At 33.4% G+C, this 23327-nt stretch carries 25 protein-coding genes and 1 pseudogene; 17 read left to right on the top strand and 9 right to left on the bottom strand.

Annotated elements, in window-relative coordinates:
* Positions 1–514: 514 nt before the first annotated feature.
* On the bottom strand, positions 515–952 hold the full coding sequence (locus CDZ92_RS13505) for a hypothetical protein (RefSeq protein WP_096155719.1): 438 nt from the start codon (positions 950–952) through the stop codon (positions 515–517).
* 137 nt (positions 953–1089) lie between these two features.
* Between CDZ92_RS13505 and CDZ92_RS13500 the strand changes: the two genes are divergently transcribed.
* Positions 1090–1278, top strand: coding sequence for an Ada metal-binding domain-containing protein (locus CDZ92_RS13500; RefSeq protein WP_198508258.1), 189 nt, complete (start codon positions 1090–1092; stop codon positions 1276–1278).
* 268 nt (positions 1279–1546) lie between these two features.
* Here CDZ92_RS13500 and CDZ92_RS13495 read toward each other — a convergent pair whose 3' ends face one another.
* Positions 1547–2626 (bottom strand): metallophosphoesterase, encoded by a 1080-nt coding sequence (locus tag CDZ92_RS13495; RefSeq protein WP_176483777.1) that lies wholly within the window; start codon positions 2624–2626, stop codon positions 1547–1549.
* Between the two features lie 669 nt (positions 2627–3295).
* Positions 3296–4045 (bottom strand): potassium channel family protein, encoded by a 750-nt coding sequence (locus CDZ92_RS13490; RefSeq protein WP_255249826.1) that lies wholly within the window; start codon positions 4043–4045, stop codon positions 3296–3298.
* A 361-nt stretch (positions 4046–4406) separates the two neighbouring features.
* Here CDZ92_RS13490 and CDZ92_RS13485 point away from each other — a divergent pair, with 361 nt between their 5' ends.
* Positions 4407–4679: a hypothetical protein gene (locus tag CDZ92_RS13485; protein WP_096155717.1), complete on the top strand. Its 273-nt coding sequence runs from the start codon at positions 4407–4409 to the stop codon at positions 4677–4679.
* Between the two features lie 186 nt (positions 4680–4865).
* The gene (locus tag CDZ92_RS13480) at positions 4866–5369 is read left to right on the top strand and encodes a GNAT family N-acetyltransferase (RefSeq protein WP_096155716.1); all 504 of its coding nucleotides are present in this window, start codon (positions 4866–4868) and stop codon (positions 5367–5369) included.
* A gap of 568 nt (positions 5370–5937) precedes the next feature.
* On the opposite strand, the gene CDZ92_RS13475 is transcribed toward CDZ92_RS13480, so the two are convergent.
* A complete protein-coding gene (locus CDZ92_RS13475; RefSeq protein WP_096155715.1) occupies positions 5938–6798 on the bottom strand; it encodes a cation diffusion facilitator family transporter in 861 nt (286 codons plus the stop codon).
* Between the two features lie 256 nt (positions 6799–7054).
* On the opposite strand from CDZ92_RS13475, the gene CDZ92_RS13470 reads away from it, so the two are divergent.
* From CDZ92_RS13470 to CDZ92_RS20530, 5 genes are all read left to right on the top strand, one after another.
* Complete coding sequence (locus CDZ92_RS13470; RefSeq protein WP_096155714.1) at positions 7055–9004, top strand: DUF2075 domain-containing protein; 1950 nt, start codon at positions 7055–7057, stop codon at positions 9002–9004.
* Between the two features lie 148 nt (positions 9005–9152).
* On the top strand, positions 9153–9425 hold the full coding sequence (locus CDZ92_RS13465; RefSeq protein WP_096155713.1) for a hypothetical protein: 273 nt from the start codon (positions 9153–9155) through the stop codon (positions 9423–9425).
* Between the two features lie 132 nt (positions 9426–9557).
* Positions 9558–9821 carry a DNA/RNA helicase domain-containing protein gene (locus tag CDZ92_RS13460; protein WP_255249825.1) on the top strand — a complete coding sequence of 88 codons (264 nt, stop codon included), beginning with the start codon at positions 9558–9560 and terminating at the stop codon, positions 9819–9821.
* 355 nt (positions 9822–10176) lie between these two features.
* The gene (locus CDZ92_RS13455; RefSeq protein ID WP_096155712.1) at positions 10177–10698 is read left to right on the top strand and encodes a hypothetical protein; all 522 of its coding nucleotides are present in this window, start codon (positions 10177–10179) and stop codon (positions 10696–10698) included.
* Positions 10649–10861: an SIR2 family protein gene (locus tag CDZ92_RS20530; RefSeq protein ID WP_096155711.1), complete on the top strand. Its 213-nt coding sequence runs from the start codon at positions 10649–10651 to the stop codon at positions 10859–10861. Before CDZ92_RS13455 ends, CDZ92_RS20530 begins: the two co-directional genes overlap by 50 nt.
* Here CDZ92_RS20530 and CDZ92_RS13445 read toward each other — a convergent pair.
* A complete protein-coding gene (locus CDZ92_RS13445) occupies positions 10811–11122 on the bottom strand; it encodes a hypothetical protein (protein ID WP_096155710.1) in 312 nt (103 codons plus the stop codon). The genes CDZ92_RS20530 and CDZ92_RS13445 overlap by 51 nt on opposite strands.
* Positions 11123–11700: 578 nt before the next feature.
* Between CDZ92_RS13445 and CDZ92_RS20060 the strand changes: the two genes are divergently transcribed.
* The 3 genes from CDZ92_RS20060 to CDZ92_RS13435 all read left to right on the top strand — a co-directional run bounded on the left by CDZ92_RS20060 (position 11701) and on the right by CDZ92_RS13435 (position 14885).
* Positions 11701–11853, top strand: coding sequence for a hypothetical protein (locus CDZ92_RS20060; protein ID WP_176483776.1), 153 nt, complete (start codon positions 11701–11703; stop codon positions 11851–11853).
* A gap of 254 nt (positions 11854–12107) precedes the next feature.
* Positions 12108–13493 (top strand): hypothetical protein, encoded by a 1386-nt coding sequence (locus CDZ92_RS13440; protein ID WP_255249824.1) that lies wholly within the window; start codon positions 12108–12110, stop codon positions 13491–13493.
* A gap of 183 nt (positions 13494–13676) precedes the next feature.
* Positions 13677–14885 (top strand): serine/threonine-protein kinase, encoded by a 1209-nt coding sequence (locus tag CDZ92_RS13435; RefSeq protein ID WP_096155709.1) that lies wholly within the window; start codon positions 13677–13679, stop codon positions 14883–14885.
* 121 nt (positions 14886–15006) lie between these two features.
* On the opposite strand, the pseudogene CDZ92_RS13430 reads toward CDZ92_RS13435, so the two are convergent.
* Positions 15007–15278, bottom strand: a pseudogene (locus CDZ92_RS13430) (MazG-like family protein).
* 653 nt (positions 15279–15931) lie between these two features.
* Between CDZ92_RS13430 and CDZ92_RS13425 the strand changes: the two are divergent.
* From CDZ92_RS13425 to CDZ92_RS13405, 5 genes are all read left to right on the top strand, one after another.
* Positions 15932–16648, top strand: a complete 717-nt coding sequence (locus tag CDZ92_RS13425) for a hypothetical protein (protein ID WP_096155708.1) — start codon at positions 15932–15934, stop codon at positions 16646–16648.
* Positions 16649–16651: 3 nt separating this feature from the next.
* Positions 16652–17038 carry a hypothetical protein gene (locus CDZ92_RS13420; RefSeq protein ID WP_096155707.1) on the top strand — a complete coding sequence of 129 codons (387 nt, stop codon included), beginning with the start codon at positions 16652–16654 and terminating at the stop codon, positions 17036–17038.
* 40 nt (positions 17039–17078) lie between these two features.
* Positions 17079–17318 (top strand): hypothetical protein, encoded by a 240-nt coding sequence (locus CDZ92_RS13415; RefSeq protein WP_176483775.1) that lies wholly within the window; start codon positions 17079–17081, stop codon positions 17316–17318.
* A gap of 439 nt (positions 17319–17757) precedes the next feature.
* Entirely contained in the window at positions 17758–18249 is a 492-nt protein-coding gene (locus tag CDZ92_RS13410) for a helix-turn-helix domain-containing protein (protein WP_096155705.1), read from the top strand.
* Positions 18250–18259: 10 nt separating this feature from the next.
* Positions 18260–18895, top strand: coding sequence for a type ISP restriction/modification enzyme (locus tag CDZ92_RS13405; protein WP_096155704.1), 636 nt, complete (start codon positions 18260–18262; stop codon positions 18893–18895).
* A gap of 260 nt (positions 18896–19155) precedes the next feature.
* Here CDZ92_RS13405 and CDZ92_RS13400 read toward each other — a convergent pair whose 3' ends face one another.
* Genes CDZ92_RS13400 through CDZ92_RS13390 form a run of 3 tightly spaced genes read right to left on the bottom strand, consistent with a single transcriptional unit; the run spans position 19156 to position 21290 of the window.
* Positions 19156–19833 (bottom strand): hypothetical protein, encoded by a 678-nt coding sequence (locus CDZ92_RS13400; RefSeq protein WP_096155703.1) that lies wholly within the window; start codon positions 19831–19833, stop codon positions 19156–19158.
* Positions 19817–20215, bottom strand: a complete 399-nt coding sequence (locus CDZ92_RS13395; protein ID WP_096155702.1) for a hypothetical protein — start codon at positions 20213–20215, stop codon at positions 19817–19819. Before CDZ92_RS13395 ends, CDZ92_RS13400 begins: the two co-directional genes overlap by 17 nt.
* The gene (locus CDZ92_RS13390) at positions 20160–21290 is read right to left on the bottom strand and encodes a hypothetical protein (RefSeq protein WP_096155701.1); all 1131 of its coding nucleotides are present in this window, start codon (positions 21288–21290) and stop codon (positions 20160–20162) included. Before CDZ92_RS13390 ends, CDZ92_RS13395 begins: the two co-directional genes overlap by 56 nt.
* Before the next feature lie 678 nt (positions 21291–21968).
* Between CDZ92_RS13390 and CDZ92_RS20055 the strand changes: the two genes are divergently transcribed.
* Complete coding sequence (locus tag CDZ92_RS20055; protein WP_096155700.1) at positions 21969–23027, top strand: hypothetical protein; 1059 nt, start codon at positions 21969–21971, stop codon at positions 23025–23027.
* Positions 23028–23327: the final 300 nt, after the last annotated feature.

Here is a 23327-nt window from a genome sequence, read left to right as displayed (position 1 = left end):
AGTTACTAAAAAGTATCCTTTTAAAATAAAGCTACCCTTAATTCAAAAGGACTCTAAAAAGCAGTGACTAACCGTTTTTCTATAAAAAATTGGCACTGAACCTGTCCTGTTGCCCATGTTATCTATAATTTTCACTTTGCTTACTAAATAGAAAACTAACCACGTTTATTAACAACCCTGAAATTATTATGAAAGTAGAATAGAGCGTATAGCCAGAATCAGTATTTTCAGTGACAGCATAATATATTAATAGAAAGCAACCAGTGATAGTAATATTAACACCTAGTATTGAAGATATTAGTTTGTTTCTTCCCTTAATTAGTATAAGTAAGGTAACAACAATAACTAGTAACAGAATGCTAGTCAACAGAAAATTTATATGCATTTTATACTCCACCTTTTCAAATTAGAATCTTAGATCTGCTCCATATACACATGACCTATTCTTAAAAAAATTGTAATTTTTACAAAGGACTCCCCTTGTCTAGAGAAGAGAGTCCTTCTTTTTAATACATTAATTATTACTAAAACTATAAATGAACCTTGGAACAACAAAGTACCTGTTTTGATAATCTAGTTGGACTGTTTCCACTTTCTCTTGCCCCTCAAAAGCCCATGTTATGACTAGTTCATAGTTTTCCCCCTTTACAGGCGGTTCCCCTAAAGACGCAAAGGAGTATTTTTCTGTAGAAGCCATATCAATTTCTGCATTTTCCACGAGGTTTGTGATTGTTTGTCCATTCTTCTTAAATTCATATTTTGTAATAATTCCACTCTTTTTCTCCCAGGTAAAATCACCTCTCCATATGTCTTTTGCCGACTGTTCAGAAACGTATGATGCAGACCATTCTTCCGTTTCACCAGCTAGGTAACCCGGCTGCGCATAGGAGTAAATTACAAAACCATACACTAATAATAAAACTACTAATGAGCCAAATACTACTTTTTTCATAGCAACCACCTTTTCTTAATATTACGAAAATTTATCTTACTAGTAATATACCATTTTTGTTAATAATTGCATATTAGGAAGTGGAGTGTTTAACTTAGTAAAAAAAGCTTTATGGAGAATGAAGGTGGAGGTTATTAATGAATGATATAAAAATCGAACTGAAGAACGATATGCTGAATAACTCAAACTTTAAATATAAAGAGGTAATTTATACGGCAGTAAAAACGACTGATATATATTGTCTTCCTTCCTGTACTGCAAAAAAACCGAAACAAGAAAATGTTGAGTTTTTTAATACATGTGTTGAAGCGGAGGCTCCCAAATAAGGGCCAGCTCTCCACACACACGAAAACTTTTAGTGACGGAGGGTCTGGCCCATATTTATATCAGAATATATATTTTTAAACAAACGTTTGATTAAAGAAAGTGAAGAACAGCTAAGTATAAGTGGTCTATACGTTTGGAGGTGAATTTAACATTTTAAGTAGTTATATCGGAAAAATTATTTGCGATTTTTAAAGAAGACCTCGCCGCAAATGAACTAGCAGAGGCATCAAAAAGTTTCCTCAGAATGATTCCCCGTCCAGCGTAAAACTAATTCACAAACCGTACATTTATCTCCATCACTTCTGATCTACTTCCAATTCGGAATGGGGGTCCCCATATTCCGAAACCGGATGATACAATCGTGTGAAGTTGGTCTACTTGTAAATGTCCATGATGATTTTCATACATAGCGTTCGTAATGAAATTAGCTGGAAATAGCTGGCCTTTATGTGTGTGGCCAGATACCATTAAATCGACTCCTGCAGCGCTTATTTCACTATACTCTCTTGGCTGGTGATCAATTAAAAAAATTGGTTTAGTAGGATCTAGCTCATTAGTAAGTTCGTGAATACTTGCGCGGTCACGGTCTGAGTAATCTTTTCTCCCAACAACATAAAAGAGATCGTCAATACTAGTAATCTCATCTACTAAAACTTCAATATTGATTTCGTTCATTTCTTTTATGAAAATAGGAATATCATTCCCGTAATATTCATGGTTGCCTAGTACTGCATACACCCCCATTGGTGCAGTTAATCCGGACATGATTTCACTTAAGTTATGTTTATAGTATGGTTCAATACTGTTATCTATAACGTCGCCAGCTAGGAAAATGATATCTGGCCCTACTTCTTTGGAGAGGTTGATTAAACGATTAATAGATTTAGGACCAATCGTTTCGTTTATATGGATGTCTGATACTAATAAAATTTTCAGTTCATCTAATTCAGATTCTTTCTCGATTTCAATGTCATATGTTACAACGACAGGGCTCCACATGTTGTAGGAACCATAAGTGAAAATAAATAAATAAAAAGCAATGGCAGAAAAACCGAACCATTTAATGCCCCTTTTTTTATTAAGAAAATAAATGAAGTTTAATAAAGGGAAAAGCAGTAAACTATAGCCGAACATTACTAGCCAGATGTAACCAACCCATCGGAATCCTGGAATGGAGAACATTTCAGTTAAGAAAAAGGAAATGGAAATGACAAATATTACGAGAAAATAAGTTTTCTTAAACCGAAAGTTAAAGGATCTCTTCAACCAAACCCAGCCATTATAGGCTACATAAAAATTGAGTGCCAAATAAATTAATAGAAATGAAAAAAATATTAATAATTGCATAATCAATACTCCCATACGTGGACAAAGGTACAGGTTCCTCCTCCACTACTTATTATGTTTCTTTAAGGCTATACAGAAAGACCTAACGCCAAAAATAATAAAAGCGAAATAACCTGTCCCCATGTTCACTAAGTTTTGAACGGATCGTCATTCTTGTGCTCTCTAACGACCATGTCTTGAATCTCATCCATTTCATCATACGTTAAGCCTATGAAACACCACCTTAAGTATATCCTTCTAAGAGTGATAATGTGAAATCAAACGCTTCTAATTTGCTTGATTTTTTCTTGTTCTATTAGAATTCCGTAATAAAAGAACGGAGGAGAGAGAAGGGTGGCAAAATGTACGAGCTGTGACCATAAATCGAAAGCAAAAGAGATTTGGAGAGTTGGATTTTCAAAGAGTGGAAAAAGTGTGCTAATTGTGGGACAAACCGCTAGTGGGCCAGTCCCCAATTTAGTAAAACTTTAACGTACTGTGAGCCTGGCCCAAATTTATATCAGAATATATATTTTTAAACAAACGTTTGATTAAAGAAAATGTCGAATAGCTAAGTATAAGTGATCTATAAGCTTGAAGGTGAATTTAACATTTTAAATAGTAATTTTAGAAAAATAATTGGAGATTTTCGTGTGCAGTCCTTGCCGCAAATGAACCAAGATAATCTAACTAGGAAGACTTCTTATAAGTATTCAAAACAACTATCATCCTATCTATCTCTTGCTCACTAAGTTCTTCAATTCGATCAAGCTGTGACTTAAGATAAATGATGGTTGTGTCTTCTTCTTTTTCTGTATTTTTTAGAAAATAAGTAGCTACCGAGCTAGTTACTAGTCCTAGCAATCCAATCCCAAATACCATCAAAAACACTGCAATAAGTCTTCCAACTATCGTTTCAGGTGAAATGTCACCATAACCTACGGTGGTTGCAGTTACAATTGCCCACCATACTGCGTCAGTGTAGGTAGTGATGGAAGGTTCAAGGTATCGAATCGGTATTGAGGTTGTAAAGATTACGAGAACCAAGATAATTAATACTTTATCAAGACTATTTGTCTTTAAGATTCCGTTTAGGTGGCCGGTGTAATGTTTAAAGATAACTAGAGTTCTAGCTAACCTAACTAAACGTGCTAACCTTGCAAGACGGAAAATGCTGTCTAATGGAATAATAGCTATGATATCTAGTGGGTTTTTCTTTAAGTATTGGATCTTGTTTTTTGAAGTGAAAAAACGATAGCTCACATCTAGTACAAAAATAAGCCAAATTACTTTGTCCACGATTTTAACTAGATTTGTCTCGTTAAATAGAAAAATGACCGATACAAGAGCAAGAATGGCCATAAAAACTTCATAACCAATTTTCACTCGCTTTATGAAATTAGCAGAAAAGTTGAACCTAGTATTACGAACTAAATCCACTTTGTTTCCCCCTACAAACCAGTTTCATTTTCCAACATAAAACATTATATAACATTTAATTACAAAAACAACTAACATATATTGCATATTAAAACTTATATTTCGTTGTTAATGCTAAATTTATCCTTTACAATTATAGGTAACAACTAACCGAAATAGGTGAGCCCTAATGATTGTTTACGAAGCTACTAAACTAGAGTTTCTATCAGATATATTAGAAGTCAAGTTAGTTTAAGGAGTATTATGACCAGCAATTTAGAGCAAGTTTCTAAACTTCAGTCATATAGTTTTACTATAAAAATGAATACCAATATTTATTAGGTCCAGGGATTTTTTCCTGTATCGATTTTGGGGTGATACATTGAAAACAGAAGAATTGCTTCTACGATTCGTACCTTTTTTTGTGATAATTGTTTCAGTTATTCAATATGTATGGTTGAAATTGACATACGAGACGGAAAATCAGTCTCTGTATATTGGCGCACTGATTATATTGAATATCGGACTTAGTGTACTAATTATCTTACCGAAACAAAAAAAGGAAAAGAAATATAAAGAGCGAGAAAGAGTTGTCTTAATTGCGTGCATCATTCTAGCAGTCTTAATTCCTATTATTTATTTGCTATCATTTTGATTGAGAGTGGATAATCTTGCCTAATTGTATGTTTTAAGATTCTATACCATAATACTCAATTTCTAACAGAGATAATAATTATAGAAGTAGGATCTCGTTCAGTTTTTCAACATTACCTAAAACTTGTTAATAGGTGCCGAGGATAGCAATGGAAAGTTTCTTATAGAAAGCTAAGGAGTGGAAAATATGAACATCCGTAATGCAAAAGCAACGGAAATAACATTCATTCGTGAACAGCGTTTAGAAGCTTATAAAGAATATGCAAAAAAACTACCAGAAGCCCATTGGAAATTATTAAAAAGATCCATCCTCTCCGAAACTGATATGCAAGATGGCGTCGAAATAATCGTTGCAGAAATGGATGGAGAATTAGTAGGAAGTGTAGTTTTATATCCTCCAAATTTGAAAGCTTATGAAGGATTCGGAGATACTCTCGAACACTCAGAGATACGAATGCTTGCCGTAGCACCATCTGTACGAGGAAAAGGAGTAGCTTCCGTTTTAGTGACAGAATGTATTAACCGAACAAAATGGAAAGGCTTATTTTCCATTGGGTTACATACTGGAGAGTTCATGGGAAACGCCATAAAGCTATATGAAAAATTCGGATTTGTTCGAGTACCGGAGCATGATTTTGAACCTGCCAATGATGGGATTATTGTGAAGGCTTTTCGCTTAGATTTGGTATAAGATTGGAACAGTAAAGGTAGAATACGCCTCTGCAATTGTTGTAACTAATAACGATTTACCATTTGGGGAAAAACCATTATTCGACTATCACATTTTTGTTGCAACCTTTTTGGAAGATAGATCAGCTATAACTATACCTTCACCTGATGATTTCTCTTTACACGTTCAATTTGTCGAAATAAAAGGTAAAACTTTGCTTTATGCTCAAGCCAAAAACAGTAAAGAAAAACCTGAATTAACATCTAATGATGTTATCAAACTATTTAATAATTAGGCTCCCGGCCAGCCCGTGGAAAGCGAAGATATGCGCGGAAATCAAGAGTGGCTTTAACAGAGCCAATAATTAAACAAGAAAAATAAAGCTTTGAAAAGGATACAGGAAGATTGTTTAGTTGCAATAATAATAAAGACCTGACCTATTATATGAATAAAGTTCATTTTCCTTATCCCTAAAATCATTCGCTTTCCCAATAGTGAACAGAGGGACATTCATTGTCCAAATTATACTGGAAGTAAACTAAAACTGTAAGGATTTTCCTGGACATTAAACCTGTCCCCTTGTCCACTGTTAAAATGGTTCGATATGAATATGAGCTTGTTTAATATTATGTAGACTATATAATCGCGCTTCAATTTCTTCCGATATATCATGGCTTTCACTAACGGTAAGGGAGGGGTCAACGAAGATAGTGGCATCAACTAGTGGTTGATTTCCAGATAATCTTCCTTTTATTTCTTTAACGAATTTCACTCCAGGTGTCGTGCTAATGGTATCCTCAATCTTATTTAATTCATTAGCTTCAAACCCATCTGTTAGTTCATAAATCGTATCTTTAAGAATGCCCCAAGCAGTAAAGCAAATAATAATGCCGACAATGGCAGCCGTTACCGGATCGAGCCATACAATCCCAAAATACGCACCAGTAATACCTACTACTGTTCCTAAACTAACTAGCGCATCTGCACGATTATCCTGTGCGGCTGAATATAACGCCTTACTACCAATTTGTTTGGACAGTTTTTTATTAAACCGGTAAACAAAGAACATGATTACCGCACTAAAAAGACCAATAAAAGCTGCAAGTATATTTGGTTTAGTTATTATAGGATTGAAGAATAGTTGGAAGGAGGTAATAATAACTTGTAAACCTACGGTGAAAATAATGATTCCAGCAAGCAAGGATGCAATCGTCTCAGCTCTTGAATGTCCATATTTATGGTTTTCATCTGCAGGTTTTTGCGCAATTTTAAGTCCAATTAATACAGCAACGGAAGCTACCACATCCGTTAAATTGTTTAAACCATCAGCTCTTAATGCACTCGATTGCCCTGTATAACCAACCACTAGCTTCACCGACGCCAAGAAAATGTAGGTTACTATACTAATCCATGCTCCCTTTTCACCTTTTTTAAGATCTTTATTAACCATTCCGTTGTACTCCCTTTCCGTATGATGGGCCTCAACATATCCCCACAGCTTAAATTTCCCTATAAAAAAGAAATTAATTCCAAGTTTCTTGATTCTTTAGTGAACGCGGAGACGGATATGTTGTTCACGGGTAGAGGTTAAAGCATTTACAAATACAACTAACATATATTACAAATTTATACTTAGATTTCATTGTTAATGTTAAATTTATCCTTTACAATTATAGGTAACAACTAATCGAAATAGGTGAGCCATAATGATCGTCTACGAAGCTACCAAATCTGAGTTTCTATCGGATGTATTAGAAGACAAGCTAGTAAATAATATATGCAGTAACTATACGAATAAAATCGGTCGAATAAATGAGCGGGAAGTTCGATCCTGGGATAACTCGATGCAGTATATGTATCGGGTATTAAGTGATGCCGACATTCCAGCTGATGCAGGAGTAGCAATCGAGTTTAAAATCCCGCACACATCGAAGCGAGTGGACTTATTAATCTCTGGGAAAGATGACGAAGCGAACTCAGTTGTCATTGTTGAGCTGAAGCAGTGGGAAAGCATTGAAAAGGTAGAAGGAAAAGAAGCTATCGTAAAAACTGCGATGAATCGCAGCATCGTCGAGACAACTCATCCATCTTACCAAGCGTGGTCATATGCTGCGCTCATTCAAGACTATAACGAAAATGCCCAGCAAGAAAACATAGGAATGTATCCTTGTGCGTACCTGCATAACTATATCCAATCCGGTGAACAGGACCCATTAACAGACGATATGTATCAATACTATATTGAACAAGCGCCAGTGTTTGTAAAAGGAGACGCGAGAAGACTTCGTGACTTTATTAAACGGTACATAAAATTTGGAGACAACAAAGAAAACCTATACAAAATAGAGAATGGTCGAATTCGTCCTTCTAAGTCACTGCAAGATTCGCTGAAAAATATGCTACAAGGCAACCAAGAGTTTATCATGATTGACGACCAAAAAGTGGTCTATGAAACGGCCCTGCAACTAGCAAAAGAAGCTATCCGCACCAACACAAAGCAAGTATTAATAGTAGAAGGTGGGCCTGGTACCGGAAAATCGGTTCTTGCTATAAATCTATTAGTGGAGCTAACGAAAAATAGCCTAGTCACACAGTATGTCACAAAAAATGCTGCTCCTAGAAAAATATATGCCAACAAGCTTAAGGGTGATTTCAGAAAAGGTCACATCGACAACCTTTTTACTGGTTCAGGAAGCTATATTAATGTTGCTGCTGATGAGTTTGATGCACTAATCGTAGACGAGGCACATCGCCTAAATGAAAAGTCAGGTCTATTCGCTAACCTTGGAGAAAACCAAATAAAAGAAATTATCAACGCATCGAAACTATCTATCTTCTTCATCGACGAACGACAACGTGTAACTTTAAAAGACGTTGGTAGTATCGGTAGTATCTTAAAGTTTGCCGAAGAACAAGGCGCAGCCATTACAAGAACTTATCTCGATTCTCAATTCCGTTGCAACGGTTCCGACGGCTATTTAGCATGGCTAGACGACGTTCTCCAAATCCGAGAAACAGCCAACGCCAACTACATGGGAAGCAACTACGACTTCCGAATTTATTCAGACCCAAACGAACTACGTAAAGAAATAGAGAAGCTAAACAAAGTGAAAAACAAATCCCGCCTAGTAGCCGGTTACTGCTGGAACTGGATCAAAGAAGGCAAAAACAACTCAGACTACCACGACATCCAACTAGAAGAATACAACTTCGGCATGAGCTGGAACCTAGGCAGCTCCGAAACATGGGCCATCGACCCAGAATCCGTCAACGAAATCGGCTGCATCCACACCTGCCAAGGACTAGAATTCGACTACGTCGGAGTTATAATCGGTGACGACCTAGTCTACCGTGATGGACAAGTTCAAACGGATCATACAAAACGTGCGAGAACAGATAACTCCTTAAAAGGACTAAAGAAAATGCTCAAAGAAAATCCTGAAGAAGCAACAAAACTAGCCGACGAAATCATTAGAAACACATATCGTACGCTAATGACTCGTGGGCAAAAAGGCTGTTTTGTTTATTGTACGGATAAGGAGTTGGAGGAGTATTTGGTGGAGAGGATGAAGGAGATTAAAGTGAGTTATGGGGAGAATGAGTTTTTTAGGGAGATGAGAGTGGCGGAAAGGAAAGAGGATTATTTAGGGGATTAAATTTGGGGTTACTGTTTAGTTTAAGGAGTATTATTGCCAACAATTTAGAGCAACTGCTTAAAACTTAAGTCATTTAGTTTTACTAAGAATGAATACCAATTTTATTTGATCCAGGGATTCATTCCTGTATCCATTTTGGGGTGATACATTGAAAACAAAAGAACTGCTTCTTCCATTTATACCTTTTTTCGTGATAATTGTTTCTGTTATTCAATATGTATGGTTGAACGTAACATACGAGACTGAAAATCAGGCGTTATATATTGGCGCACTGATTATATTGAATATTGGACTTAGTATACTAATTATCTTACCGAAACAAAAAACGGAAAAGAAATATAAAGACCGAGAAAGAATTGGGTTAATTTCATCCATCATATTAGTAGTCTTAATTCCTATTATTTATTTACTATCATTTTAGACTTGGTGCCAGTCCGACCTCAAACTAAGTGGACGAAGTACCTGTCCCAATGTCCAAAGAAAATTGGATTTTTTCAGAGGATGCCGATGCTGAGACCAGATTGGCTCCGTATTCGCAGTTCAGGGAATCGATTTGAATAAAGTCGGTGTTTTAATCGGTAATGATCTTCAAGTTGATGCAAAGGGTCGGTTATTCGGCAATCCAGAGAATTTTCATAATGTAAACGGCAAGTTCTCCAAAGAAGATGAAAACCCAGAAAATCCCCAAGAGTTTACTCTATTTGTGTTGAATATTCACTATATTCTGATGACTAAAGGAATTGACGGGATAAGGCTTGTATTCTGGAAAAATGATGCATTTAAAAAGTATATGAAGGAAATATTGGAGATTAAATAAGTACCTGCTCAATTTTTTACAACATATTTGTCAGAGAGCACTTTAAAGGTGGTCTTTAAAGTTATCGGCGTTCAGAACGCTAGTTCTTATAAAATTGGTGTTAAGGGAGATGAATCAAAATGACAATAGGTGACGTTGTAAATTGAAATGGAAGTCGACTTCTTTTATACCTCAAACTATAGAATAACCAGTGCCATGGTCAAGATTTTGTCAGGCATAAGAATAGCTACTTTAAAACTATAAAATCTAATTCAAGCGATTCGACAATAGTTTGCAATTTGTTCCATTATTTGTAGTGTAAGTCGGTAAATAATGGTAAAATTATATTATCTCAAAATGTCAAGGGGCTGGAGAAATGTCGAATTACGATTCATATTTAGATAGTTTATTAGAATACTTGAAGCAATTCATTGTCGATATGAAAAGTAGACCAATATTATTTATTGGTTCTGGTTTCTCTCAAAGGTACATTAACGCACCTACTTGGTCTGGTTTATTAAAACAGTTAATAGATGAAAATCCTGAAATTGATATGCCAATGCAGTTCTTTATTCAAGAACACGACGGCAATTATGCAAAAATAGCATCTGAATTGGTTGATTATTATCGTACATACGCTTGGAAAAACCACTCTGATGAAGAACGGTTTCCTCCTTTTCTTTTTGAATCATCTTCAAGAAGTATTCATTTGAAATATAAAATTGCAAGTATACTAATTGATCTTATGGCGCAATTTGATGCTGATAACCATGAGCTAAAAGATGAAATTGAATTGATAAAAAAATTGAGTCCGCAGGCAATTATTACAACAGCCTTATTTCCTAAATATGAAGCGGATAGTTGGTCAACACGTTATCCGCCAAAAGAAATCTACTGATATTGGTCATATATTAAAAATACATGGTTCAGTTGAAGAATGTAATAGCATTGTTATTGAACAGCAAGATTACGACAGTTTCTTTAATAAGCAAATTTACTTAATAGCTAAGCTATTTACATATTTTATGGAACATCCAATTATCTTCATTGGATATAGATAGTTCTGTAGCTGAAAGGGTAAATTGTGCCGCTAATTGGTCAGGGTCTTGTATATCAGCAAATGTAACGAGTGTTCTCGTAGCAGCAATTTCATTAACTGCAGTTGGAGTAGTAATTGTACTTAAGAAACTTTCTCTATCCGTTAAGTAGTGTAGACTTGCTATGTCTACTTCTAGGTTGGTAATCGTATCACTTTTTACTACGTTATAAACTGTTTCCTCAATTTGTTTTAATAATTCAATATCTACTGAATCTTGATACAAAGCTTCGTACAGCTTCTCGTAACTGTGTAATTTAATTAAGCCTTACTGATTCACCATTTCCCACAGAGATAGACTTTTCTCTAGGAGGACAAAATGGATTTTATATTTTCATCGCTTAAACTGTAGACGGGTATTTGATGGCCAACGATCTTATTGGTCTTACGCATATGAATCAGTATTCTATCAGGATTAATTGGTTCCCTACTCCAGTCGATGAACCACATATTATCAATCAAGTGGTTCTGTTTCAGAATTAATAATCTGCTTAACATTGTAAATAAATGAAGTTAATCTTCAAACGGGTGTAAATTTGCGAACAAGCAATAATATTTATCATGTAAATATGAACGGAATAAGCAGGTACTCAATGAACATGGTTCAATTGTTGAAAAAGGTCAAAGATATGGAGCCGTACACCATTACTATAAATAACCAAGAGATACATTATCCGATTGAAGAAAGCTAAAAAAGGGGTTGATACATTTGAGTTATAGTAAAGGCACGTTTAACCTAACATTTACTAAGCTAAAAAAATGGTATTTAAATGCTAAACATAATAACAATGAGTGGTGTCTTTATTGTCAAAAGGTGACATGAATAAAATTGCAAAAGAGTTTAAGAAACATGATATAGATATAATAAGCGTTGGACATGCATGGGTAAAAATAAAAGCAGAAAAAAATTATACTCCTTATGGTGGTGGAAGGACGGACGAAATAAAATTAATTTAAAAATTAATTGCCGAAAAAAATCCAGAGCAATATGAAAACCAATACGTACAGGAACCTAAACTATCACAAGCAAGCAACGTTATGCGGTTACAATGCAATATAAGGAACTTTTTGCAAAAGAGCTTAATCTAACAGTAAATACTACTCATGATGAGATAATTGAATATTTTAAGGTAATAAATGAAGAAAAAGAACGGTTAGGAATTAAGTAAATAAAGGAATTTTATTAGCATCTTGAGAATATGTTGGAAAGTATGGTGATTAAAATACTTAAATTAACTAAAGAACAAATTGATTTGGCTATTAACCTAATTGAAATAAAGAGTACCGATGTCATAAGTGATGAACAAGCCCAAAATGCTTATAAATTGTATAAAGGATTACATATGAAACCGAACTTAAATAAGGGCCCAGATAAGGTAAAACCATTGAAAGAAGTAACAAAGGGAAACAAAGTTGTCTTGCCTGTATCCGTAGAACTATTTAAAACTCCAGAACGTATCTTGTACTTAACTTCTTGGGTAATTAAGGTGTTGCCTTTTATAGAGTTATTATCTGGGGTTGGAAAACTTCCATTGTCAAGAAATGACAGTGATTTTGAAGGTTATATAGATAATGTTTTAGCTAAATATATCTCTGTTGTAAAAATTATTCATGAAAAGATAGACAAAGAATATAATCTGTTGCAGGAGATTGATTTAATTAATATTGTTGGTTTGAGTAAGGCTATTTTAAAATCACTACAGCATTATTACGAGGGTTTTCCTAATACGTCTTATGAGGTGCTGGATAATACAATTGAGACTTTTCTTAAACCTAAAGGTTATTTAAATCATATTCTTACTATTAATGATCCCTCTATTAATAAATTATATAAGATGCGTACAGGTTCAAATCATATATATTCTAGAGATGAAATGTTTCATATCCCCTTCCAACTACGAGGTTTAGTTAGTACAAACAGATATAGTATTCCAGGATTGCCTTGTGTTTACTTGGGGAGTTCTCCGTTAACCTGCTGGGAGGAACTTAATAAACCTGATTTAAATACAGTTCAAACATCATTGTTTTTAGTTCAAGGAACTAGTTATCTTGACTTTTCTACTCCTCCTGGTGCTGTTATAGAACGTTTAATATTAACTCACCAGTTTTTTGGAATAGAAGATATGCAAAAAACATTTGAGGAACTCACTTCATATATTGTAGTTTGGCCATTAATTGCAGCATGTTCAATTAAAGTTAAAGATGCTAGTCATACATTTAAGCCTGAATATGTTATTCCACAACTATTATTACAATGGATCAGGCATTCTACATTTGATGGTATTTGCTATTTTTCTACTAAGCCAGACAACTATACTATGAAATCAGCTACTCTTTATAGAAATTATGCTTTTCCAGTACAAAGTCTGCAAAAAGAAGGTCATTGTTCAAAACTTAGGGATAAAATGACTATTACTAATGCTGTGCCATGGCAGATGTTTCAATTATACAAGGGCACTTATCTAGTTTCCACTAATCAAGAAACAATTGATACTGAACTTGAATTTGTTGATGGTCTAGGGCTGCTCTACTCTGCTACAGATTTCAATTTACTTGAAACTTTTTTAGTGAATAAATTGGAAAAAGAGCAAAGATAAAAGAAGAATAATTATTCGTTTGAATTAAAGTTTAGTAATGATTACACTACAAGTTGATGGGAAAAATTCATCTGCTGTTTGCTTTTTTATCTAGTCACGGACCTTTAGTCAAAGTAAATAAAAAGCTTATGGTGTAATCATTAAACTAAAAAATAATCATTATCGAAAGGTTTAATTAATAATATGTCAACTTTTAAAGAACAACACCCAAATTACAAGTATTATGAGAATAAAGAATATCAATATATGGACTCAATTCCGCTTTTTGGTTTCTTTCCTGAATTAAGTGGGTTCATTAATAAAGAATTACAAAGACAAAATGACCCAGAAGAAGTTGGTTATGCTGCTAGAAGACTACAAAATCTATTGGCAACTGAAGCTGGTAGCACTCTCGTAGAATATATACCTTACACGGATATGTTGGACGAAATTATTAAAGTTTTTAGGAAGTTGAACGATCAGGGATTTTCTTCTTTTATGGATGGAATGGGGATACTTGCAGGAGAGATAGGAACAGATAGGGTCAATGAGTTTCTAGAAAGCCAAGAAATAGGGTATTGGTTAGAGTTATTTATGGGAAAGATTGATTGGTATTATCAAGATGATACTGAAGATCAATCAAAACTGCATTTGTTTTTTGAACTAGAGTATGTCAAGATACGTGGGGCAGGACACTTTTGTGAGGTGCATAAATATAAACATAGTACTACAGGAGAAAAATTTGCTTTAAAGAGATTAAAGAAGAAGCACATTGACAATTCAGCCTATAAGAGTAGATTTAAGAGAGAAATAGAAATGTTAGAAAAGCTTAAGGGTACCCCTAATATTGTTCCTATATTAGATTGGGAGTTTGATGAAAAGGAAGAATTATATTATTACATAATGCCTTTCATTGACCAGAATCTACACGATTACATAGTAAAACATAATGGAAAAATCTTACTAGAAGAAAGGTTATTAATATTCACTCAAGTTTTGTCAGCTATTAATCAAGCTCACGCTCTTAAAATCATTCACAGAGACCTCCACCCACACAATATACTTTTAAAAGGTAACCAAGTAATGGTATCTGATTTTGGTTTGGGTAAAGACTTTGCGGTTATGAACACTCATTATTCTTCCGTAGAATATTACGGTGCCTTCCTTTATGCGGCTCCTGAGCAGATGGATAAGTTAGGACAAGCTACAGAACTAAGTGACATCTATTCATTAGGGAAGCTTCTCTATTTCACTTTAACAGGTAAAAAACCAAGAAACACATATACCGAAGCAAAGGGATTTGAACAGTTAATTATAAAGGCAACTCAGGATAATCCTGAAGAAAGATATAAAGATATTAATGAATTTACTGCTGAATACGAAAAAATAATAGTGGAAATTAGTGTGCGTTAAAATTGTATTTTAAGAAATTTTATTGATGTTAACGGTCTTTCATACTATTATGGAAAAACGCAGGGGATGTTAAAACCTCTGCGTTTTCTGTGTAATTTGGTTGACTAGAAGTAAGTCACCTTTAATATTCAGTATACTTTTTATTTGTAGCAAATGCTTTTTCAATGGGATATTCTTCATTATTTTTAGCAACTTTATCTATAATAATTTGTTTAACATCGAGGTCTAGTTCATGGCTTAAGAGGATTGAATATATAGTACATCTGCTAGTTCGTCATTAATTTGATCAATATTTTGTAAAGCAGCGTTATTATCTTTCCATTGGAAGCTTTCAAGTAATTCACTAGCTTCGAATGAAAGTGAAATTGCTAAATCTTTTGCAATCCCTTTCATCTCTAAAATTTATAATTTCTTCCATAATATTTGTATCACCTTTCAAGTTGTAATATGGTGTACTTATCAAATGATTATTTGTTGTTGGAAGAAAGTCAATAGCCATTACCTCAATGTAAATTTATAAAGAGACCGCAGTTACACTGAGGCCTTCATTTCCAGTACTTTTGGACATGGTTTTATGGTGAGTTTCAATTATATATATAAAACGAAAGTCCGCTTATCATAACACTTGTATGTTTTTTTATTTGAAGGGTTGTGAAAAGCCCTTTTTTATCCTGAAAAAACTGCCCACAAACTCCCCACAAAAGTTTTTATTATTATTATTTATTATTAGCTCTTGAATGTATGAAACCTTGATAAATTCAGAAAGTTTAAATGTCATTTTAAATTATTTTAAAGTAAGATATGTTCCGTACTCAAGTTCAAAATTAGAACATTTTCTGGTATTATCTAAATGAACCTGTCCCTCTGTCCACTGGTCAATTACCAAGGCCTAATTATTTGCCTCTTAAATTACCACGGTGAACCTTATCATAAGTAAGTGCGGTTTTTGAATTTATAAATAAATTTATAAAGACAACAGTCTACCTAGATTAATTTGGTAGGCAGTTTTACTTTTAGTTGGTATAATTTACCTTGGGGGTGTTTATATGGATTTTTTAACTTCAACAATATTGGCTGGACTAGCCTGGGATGGTATTAAGTATATAGGTAATCTTACGTCAGAATATCTTAAAGGAAAATTACAAGAGTGGATTATAGATGAGGAACAAATAGATGAGATAGCATCTAAGATTAATGAATTTCCTGAAGCATATAAAAAAAATGAAAAGTTTTTAGAATTAGCTATCCAAGAAGATGAAGATTTACAAGAGTTATTGAAAAAAATTCATCCAAAAAGTAGTGGTAATGTTGAAGTAAAAGATTCTGTTATAGAAGGAAGTACTATTAATAATGCAGTTGGAGGATCTACAATTAACACTTCAACCACTCATAATTATTATGGCTCTAGCACGATTAGTGAAAAAAAAACTAGATTACAAGTAAAAAGTGAATTGGATTTGCTTTTATCTGAAAATGCTACGGTATTTAAAATGTATGGTCCTACACCAGAAAATACTGCTGATCTAACAACTAGAAAACATGAAGCATGGAGAAGCATGGCATTAAAATTTATAGTGCCTAATAATGATAAAATAATAACACTATTGAGTGAAAATATAGACTTATTGAACTATGAAGAAAAAATGGTGTTTATGGAATTCAAATTACATGCTGAAGGGTTTAAAGATAATCAAAATAGAACCGAAAGGATTGCGGAATATCCTAAATTTCCTATTGCCATAAATAATATTTTAGGGGGATGAAGAATGGAATATGGAGAAAGAGTTATAAATCCATTACCTCAAGGGGTAAAACAATTAGTTGAGAGACTATTATCAAAACCAACTGTCGAAGATGTAGAATATATTAATCATCAAATTTTAAAAGTTACTAGGAAAGCACCTCATGAAAATTTAATAATTTATGTTGTAGATGCATATGTCTTAGGTGAAGGCGATACATTTGAAATAATTAGAGATAATCCAACTATTAATACCCTTTTAGTACTTAGTCTGTGGAATCAATATACGTATGATGCAAAGAAGTTGGGTAAAGAAAATGGGGTAGCTGTATTTACTTATTCTGAATTAATGGGGGCTATATATTACTATGGTAATTCATACATTGATTACATACCTCCAGAAAGAGATTAAGAAAAATAATAAATTATCGTCATTAATAGAAAGCGACCAGATGAGAGTTTATCTTTTTGGTTCAGCTAAATATCAAAAATCGCCAAATGACTTAGATATATTACTAACATATAATAATAATATATTCTCATTAGAAGAGATTTCTAAAATCAAAAAAGAACTAAAAGAATTTTTTGGTTGCTTAGATTTAGGTATTAAAATAGATTTGCTATTTTTATCTTATAAAGAAGAAGAACAAATAAATTTTGTTAAGAAAGAATTGGCTATTAATATTTATTAGAAACCGCACTTAGACACATTACGGGTGAACCGTATCAGTAGTTAAGTCAATTTAGGTAAACACAACTACATCGATATGTCTGCGATCACCATCCAAGCCATGTGGAGTGTGTAGTCAAATCGAATTAATATAAGCCAAAGAGCCTTAACCTATTATGGTAAGGCTTTTTTAGTGTGGCCACTTTGAGCAGTATCCAGTTTTCTAACTAAGAGAAAACTAATAAAAAATGTACCTGTCCTTCTCTCAGTGAAAATTCAGAACTTTTTCTCCTATATAACCTATATCCCTCCAAACTCACCACCCAAACGTAACACATTCCTAAGAGAAATGTTACGTTTCCCCTTTCTCACCAACCAAATATTCATTGTTTCCCTTTTTTTCATTTCTATGACTTTTTCATACTATATTCTTGAGTTTGTTAAATAGGGAGGCAAATAAGATGGAAAAGTTTACATATGAAACAGTGAAAAGCTATCAAAGTTTTGCTAGTTTGAAAGAAATGAATGAGGAGATTCGTCGTTTTTTATATAGATATAAATCAACTTTGTCAAACGGAGCCCTTAAAGTAATCCAGTATATCGCTAAGCATTCTTGTAAAGTTATAGGTGTTTCTTTTTCTAAAAACAAAACGATCGCATCTGCATTAAATTTAGGTGTTCGTACTGTAACAAGATCGATCAAAAAATTCGTGGATTTTGGGCTTCTTAAAAAGATTCATACTGTGCGTGAAAACGGCAAGCAAGGGGTGAACATACTTGTCATTCAACCATTTTTCACTAAGATGACCACCCTTGATGACCATGTATGTGACCACCCTAATAAAACTGAAAAGAAACTAGATTCACTCTGGGCTATGGGGCCAGTCCCCAAGTTCTGTAAAACTTTAATGTACCGGGGGTCAGGCCCCATAGCCCTCTCTATATATTTATGAGGAATTCACTTTGTTCCAAGATGTTGTCGAGTATGAAAGATATGATAATATTGCAGACGGTGTATTAGATTTATACAAGAAAACTTATTCAAATGATATTACTAAGGAAGATATATTCTATTATGTATATGGCATTTTACATTCAAAAGATTACAGACAGAAGTATAATAATGATTTGAAGAAGGATATACCTAGAATACCACTAGTTGAGGATTTCTGGACATTCTGTAATGCTGGGAAACAATTAGCTGATTTGCATTTAAATTATGAAATTATTGAACCCTATCCATTAAATCTTATTACAAAAGAAGCGTCTCAGGATATTTCTTATATAGTTCAAAAGATGAAGTTTGGTAAAGATAATGATAAAAAAACAGATAAATCTAAAATCATTTACAATAATCAGATTACAATACAAGATATTCCATTAAAAGCCTACGAATATATCGTTAATGGAAGATCACCAGTCGAATGGATAATTGATCAATATCAATATAAGGTTGATAAAGCTAGTGGTTTAGATAATAATCCTAATGAGTATTCCGAAAGCTCTCAGTATATAATTAAACTAATTGGTAGTGTTGTTAATATGTCATTAAAAACCCTTGAGATAATTGAAAGCTTACCTGCTTTAAAAGTTAAGTAATTTTATTTTGGAATTAAATATAATTGTAGCCAAAAACTTAGTCGAAAAATCAATTGCCCCCGCAAGTATTGATATTATAATGCTCTGAGACGATTGGTTCGACTCCCGCCGTTAATAACATTAACTCAACAAGATGAAAGGTAGTGGTTGTTTTTCCACTACCTTTCTTAATTATTTATTTTACCCTATCCAATGTTACGGTGAACCGTATCATAAATAACGGTAAACCAAAGATAATGAAACAAATAAAAAAATCCTCTTCAATTCTGAAGGGGATCTTTCATTGCGGGATGTTTTTGTAAATAAGAACTTATATTAGTATCGTTTATTATGTCCATCTTTTTTTGTTCAATGATTTCGAAAAAGGATTTATTTTCTATAAGCTGTCTAAAATCATCTAGAGTAAAGCTGATAATAAGTATAGCATGCTTTAAATATAACTTTTTTGTCCATCCATAGGCATCAGACCAATTAGATCCTGTTATTCCTTTTTTAGAAACTAGGATGCCAAGGTTTTTACTTTGGCTTAATAGAAGACAAGCGAATTTACCAACATAAGTAACATCTACTGGCCGTGCATAATTTTTGCACTCTATTAAAAATTCATCTTCAAAACGAAAGTATCCTTTTGTTTTAGCGATATTTCCAGATTCTGATAATTTACAGAGGAAATCTATTTCATTTGTTGAGGTATGAATATTAGGTAATGCATCAAAAAACTTTAATGCTTTTAGAGTTTCTCTGGTTAATAGTTCTAATGCGTCGCCTTTTTCTTTTTCTGTACTAAATACACCCGTATCTATTTTGTCAATTAATGCAGCTAATTTAACCTTATTTTCTTCATTAAGTAGTAATATTTTTTGAAATTCAACAGCCTCTTTATTACATTGTTCAAATAGAACATCTAATGCATTATAACCATTAAACTTGCTCGTCATAGGTAATATCCACCTGATGAATAACTCGATATATCAGTATGTTACTTTCTTGTATGTTAACAGTTTGACCGCATTCTGGACAATCTTGCTTCAAATCATCCCCAAGTAAATCTAAAAGGTTCTCATAAATCTTACCAATAGACTTGGATTCGTACGGACAGTAAACCTCATAAAACTCTTTAAGAAATCCGTTTTCTTTTAGCAAATCTAGAATTTGATATGCTACTTTCATTCCAATATTTAACTCGCGGATTAAAACTCCAGGATATACATAGTGACCTGGCTTGAAAAGTTTAAAAAGACGGGTAAGAGCTTCTTTTTGTTGTTTATTCAGTTTGATTGGCAAGTTTTTGCTTGTTATCAAAAATGAATTGTGTAACATAAGACATCCTCTCCGAATCGGCATTATTGCCGTAATATTGTAAAACACTGAAATCTTGACCGTGATAGTTGAAAAGAAACTTCACTTTCACAACCTTGCTTTTCACTTCATTTTTCCATGCTAAAGTTATCCATGGATGATCAGAAAGATACTCTGCTTCTAAAATTATTTCTTCAAGCATCGTATGTATCTGTTTAGTTTCTTTGTTAGCATCAAAGAGTTCCTCATTATTCTTTAAAATATCCTTCAAATTTCCAATCAAAGGTAATATCATGTTATCATTGTTACCTGTATCTAATACAGCTTTTGAACCTGTATGATACTCTAATGCTTGTGCTGAAATTGCTACTTCATTTTCCTCAGATTCATTCAAGGTTTCTTTAATGTATTTTACAATAGAAGACAGGTTAATAGCTAGTAGTTCAATACCCAGTATATTTTCTAATCTTTGTTTAACCTCTTCGATTTTTTTTACATAAAATCCGCTTTCACCGTTGCTAATGTATCCTTTCACTTTCTCAAATCGAATTTCTACCATATTAGTTTCAGGGTGTAGTAAACAAATTATTGGATAAACTATTTCACGCTTATTGTCGTTTTCTTGAGGTAAGTATCCAACGAGATGCAATGGGAATTTTAAGATATTCACATTAGAAATTTTTTTTATTGAAGGTATACAGCTGATGACGTTAGTTGATAAATGGTCATGGAGATATTCATCTGATTCAACAGGTAAGATAAGCCCTTCTTTAATAGCAAGATTTAAGTTATTTTCCCATTCTTCTTCAATCTCAAATAAAACAGAATAGCTATATGCAGAATCGTATTCTTGTTCTTGAATCATTGAGATAACATCACTTGTCTTATTATCTAAAGATATTAGTAATTCTGTTGTGTCATATCTAGGATGATAAGGGGTTTCATCGTCGTTACTAAAAATAAATGCTTCCTGAGATAATAGATCTGCTTTATAACTAATTATCCCTTTTTCTTCTAGTTTTTTAAGTAACGTTTTTATTAAATAATTTGGATATACTTCTCTGATTGTAGTTTGAATTACATTCTTATACTCCATATTGTTGTCCTCCATAAATTTTTATAAACATCCTGTATAAAAAATTTACAATATCTACATTAATTTTAACACATAATGGATATTCATTGTTGTTTAAATGGATAAGAAACCGACTACTTTAAAAATAAAAGTAGTAGGTTTGAAATATATGTTAAACCTTATTGAGAGACATACGAAATAGTGAAAAGCTATCAAAGTTTTGCTAGTTTGGAAGAGATGAACGAGGAGATTCGTCGTTTTTTATATAGATATAAATCAACTTTGTCAAACGTGGCTATGGGGCCAGTCCCCCGACACGGTAAAACTTTATCGTACCGGGGGTCAGGCCCCGTTTTCTCCGGAATAAAACTCACCAGCACCCCGTGTGTTGCCACATACACTCTGGACATGTGGAGTGTATAGTCAAAATTGAATTAGTATAAGCAAAAAAGCCTTAACCTATGACGGTAAGGCTTTTTTGTGTGGTCTCTTGGAGCAGTAGCTAGTTTTCTTAGAGATAACTATTAAATATTAACAAGGTTTACGTGGGAAAAAGGTTTTAATGAAGTGTTAAGATAAATTGGTAACCTGAAAATGACCTAAAAATGCGGTTATTTGTAACTTTTGTAGAAATATAAAGGAAATTGAAAAAAATTGTAGAATATACCATTAGTTCAAATAAATAGTAGGGAGAATTATATGGAAAAAACAAATAAATTCTATCAGAGAAAGTGGTTTGCTATTTTATTATTAATATTCTTTGCACCTATTGGTATTTTCTTAATTTTTAAGTATGAGCACTTTAAAAAGAAGACTAATATTGTATTATCAGCAGTCTTCGGGTTGTTCTTCCTTACTATGTATTTTGGGGAAGCAGATACTGAGACAGTCTCACGAGAGGAAGTTAAGACTAAGATAGAGGCAGTAACCACTTCAACTGAAGCAGAAGAAGAGAAGGATAAGAAAGCAGAAGATAATGCAGCTAAAGAAAAACAGAAGGCTGAAGAAGAAGCTAAAAAGAAAGTTGAAGAAGAAGCAAAGAAAAAAGAACAGGAAAAGAAAGCGCAATTAGAATTTAAGGGTAATATGGAATTAAAAGCCGAAGAAGGTAAGATACATGTGAATATCACCTCGAACGTACCAGATGGTGGAATATTCGAAGTAGTGCTAATGGAGGCAAATTTTAATATTGTTAGTGATTTTTTAGAAATAAAAGACGGTAAAATACAACATACATTTGATGTAAGTGAGTGGGAACCTGGTGAAGTAGGAGGTATGGCAATGTTTAGATTTAATCTAGATGACCATCCTCAACCAGATAGTATAAAAGTAATTTATGGACAGTTTGGTGAAAAGATGACGGGTACTTTAGCAGTTGCTCATCATCAAAATGGGAAGAATGGTTCAATTGAAAATGTAACCATAGCTTATCCAAATGAAACAGCAGTGAAAGAAAAGAGAAGTGAACAGTTTGTAAAGGCTATCCAAGAAATTATTGAAGTTAGTGGAGGGATTATTGTTGATATCTCCCCAAGGTACAATGATGGTGATTGGACACTTGTTAACGTTGTTGTAAGTGATGCTTGGTATTATTCTGCTCAGCATGAGAAAGAACGTTTTGCTGAACAAGTAGGGAATACAGTGGAAACATTAATAGTAAATGCAGGAGTTAGTAAAACGACTAGTGTTTACTTTGTGGATACTTTTGCTAAAACGGTTGCAGAACCTAAGATATTCGGTGGTTATAAAATTAAATAACAAATAAAATAATAAACCCTGCTATGGATCCAGTCCCCCAGTTTGGTAAAACTTTAACGTACTGGGGGTCAGGTCTCTTTTCCGAATTTGTAAAGGCCAAAAAGTCTTATCCTATTGAGCCATGGGGGCAGGCACAACTTCCTAATGCGCAAATTCCGCATTCTGTTCAAAGGCGCTTATCCAAAAAGTATAGATCACGCAAATCAACTTTGAAAGGTTTTTAAGAGATTATTTCGTAATATAGAAAACATAAATTATTTAGATTCGTCGAAAAGGTGTACTGATTACAGTACACCTTTT

This window comes from Bacillus sp. FJAT-45066 (assembly GCF_002335755.1).
In the GTDB taxonomy this organism is placed as follows: domain Bacteria; phylum Bacillota; class Bacilli; order Bacillales; family Bacillaceae_I; genus Bacillus_CD; species Bacillus_CD alkalisoli.
Note: the sequence above shows the minus strand (reverse complement) of the source record. Positions and strands in the feature narration are given on the sequence as shown.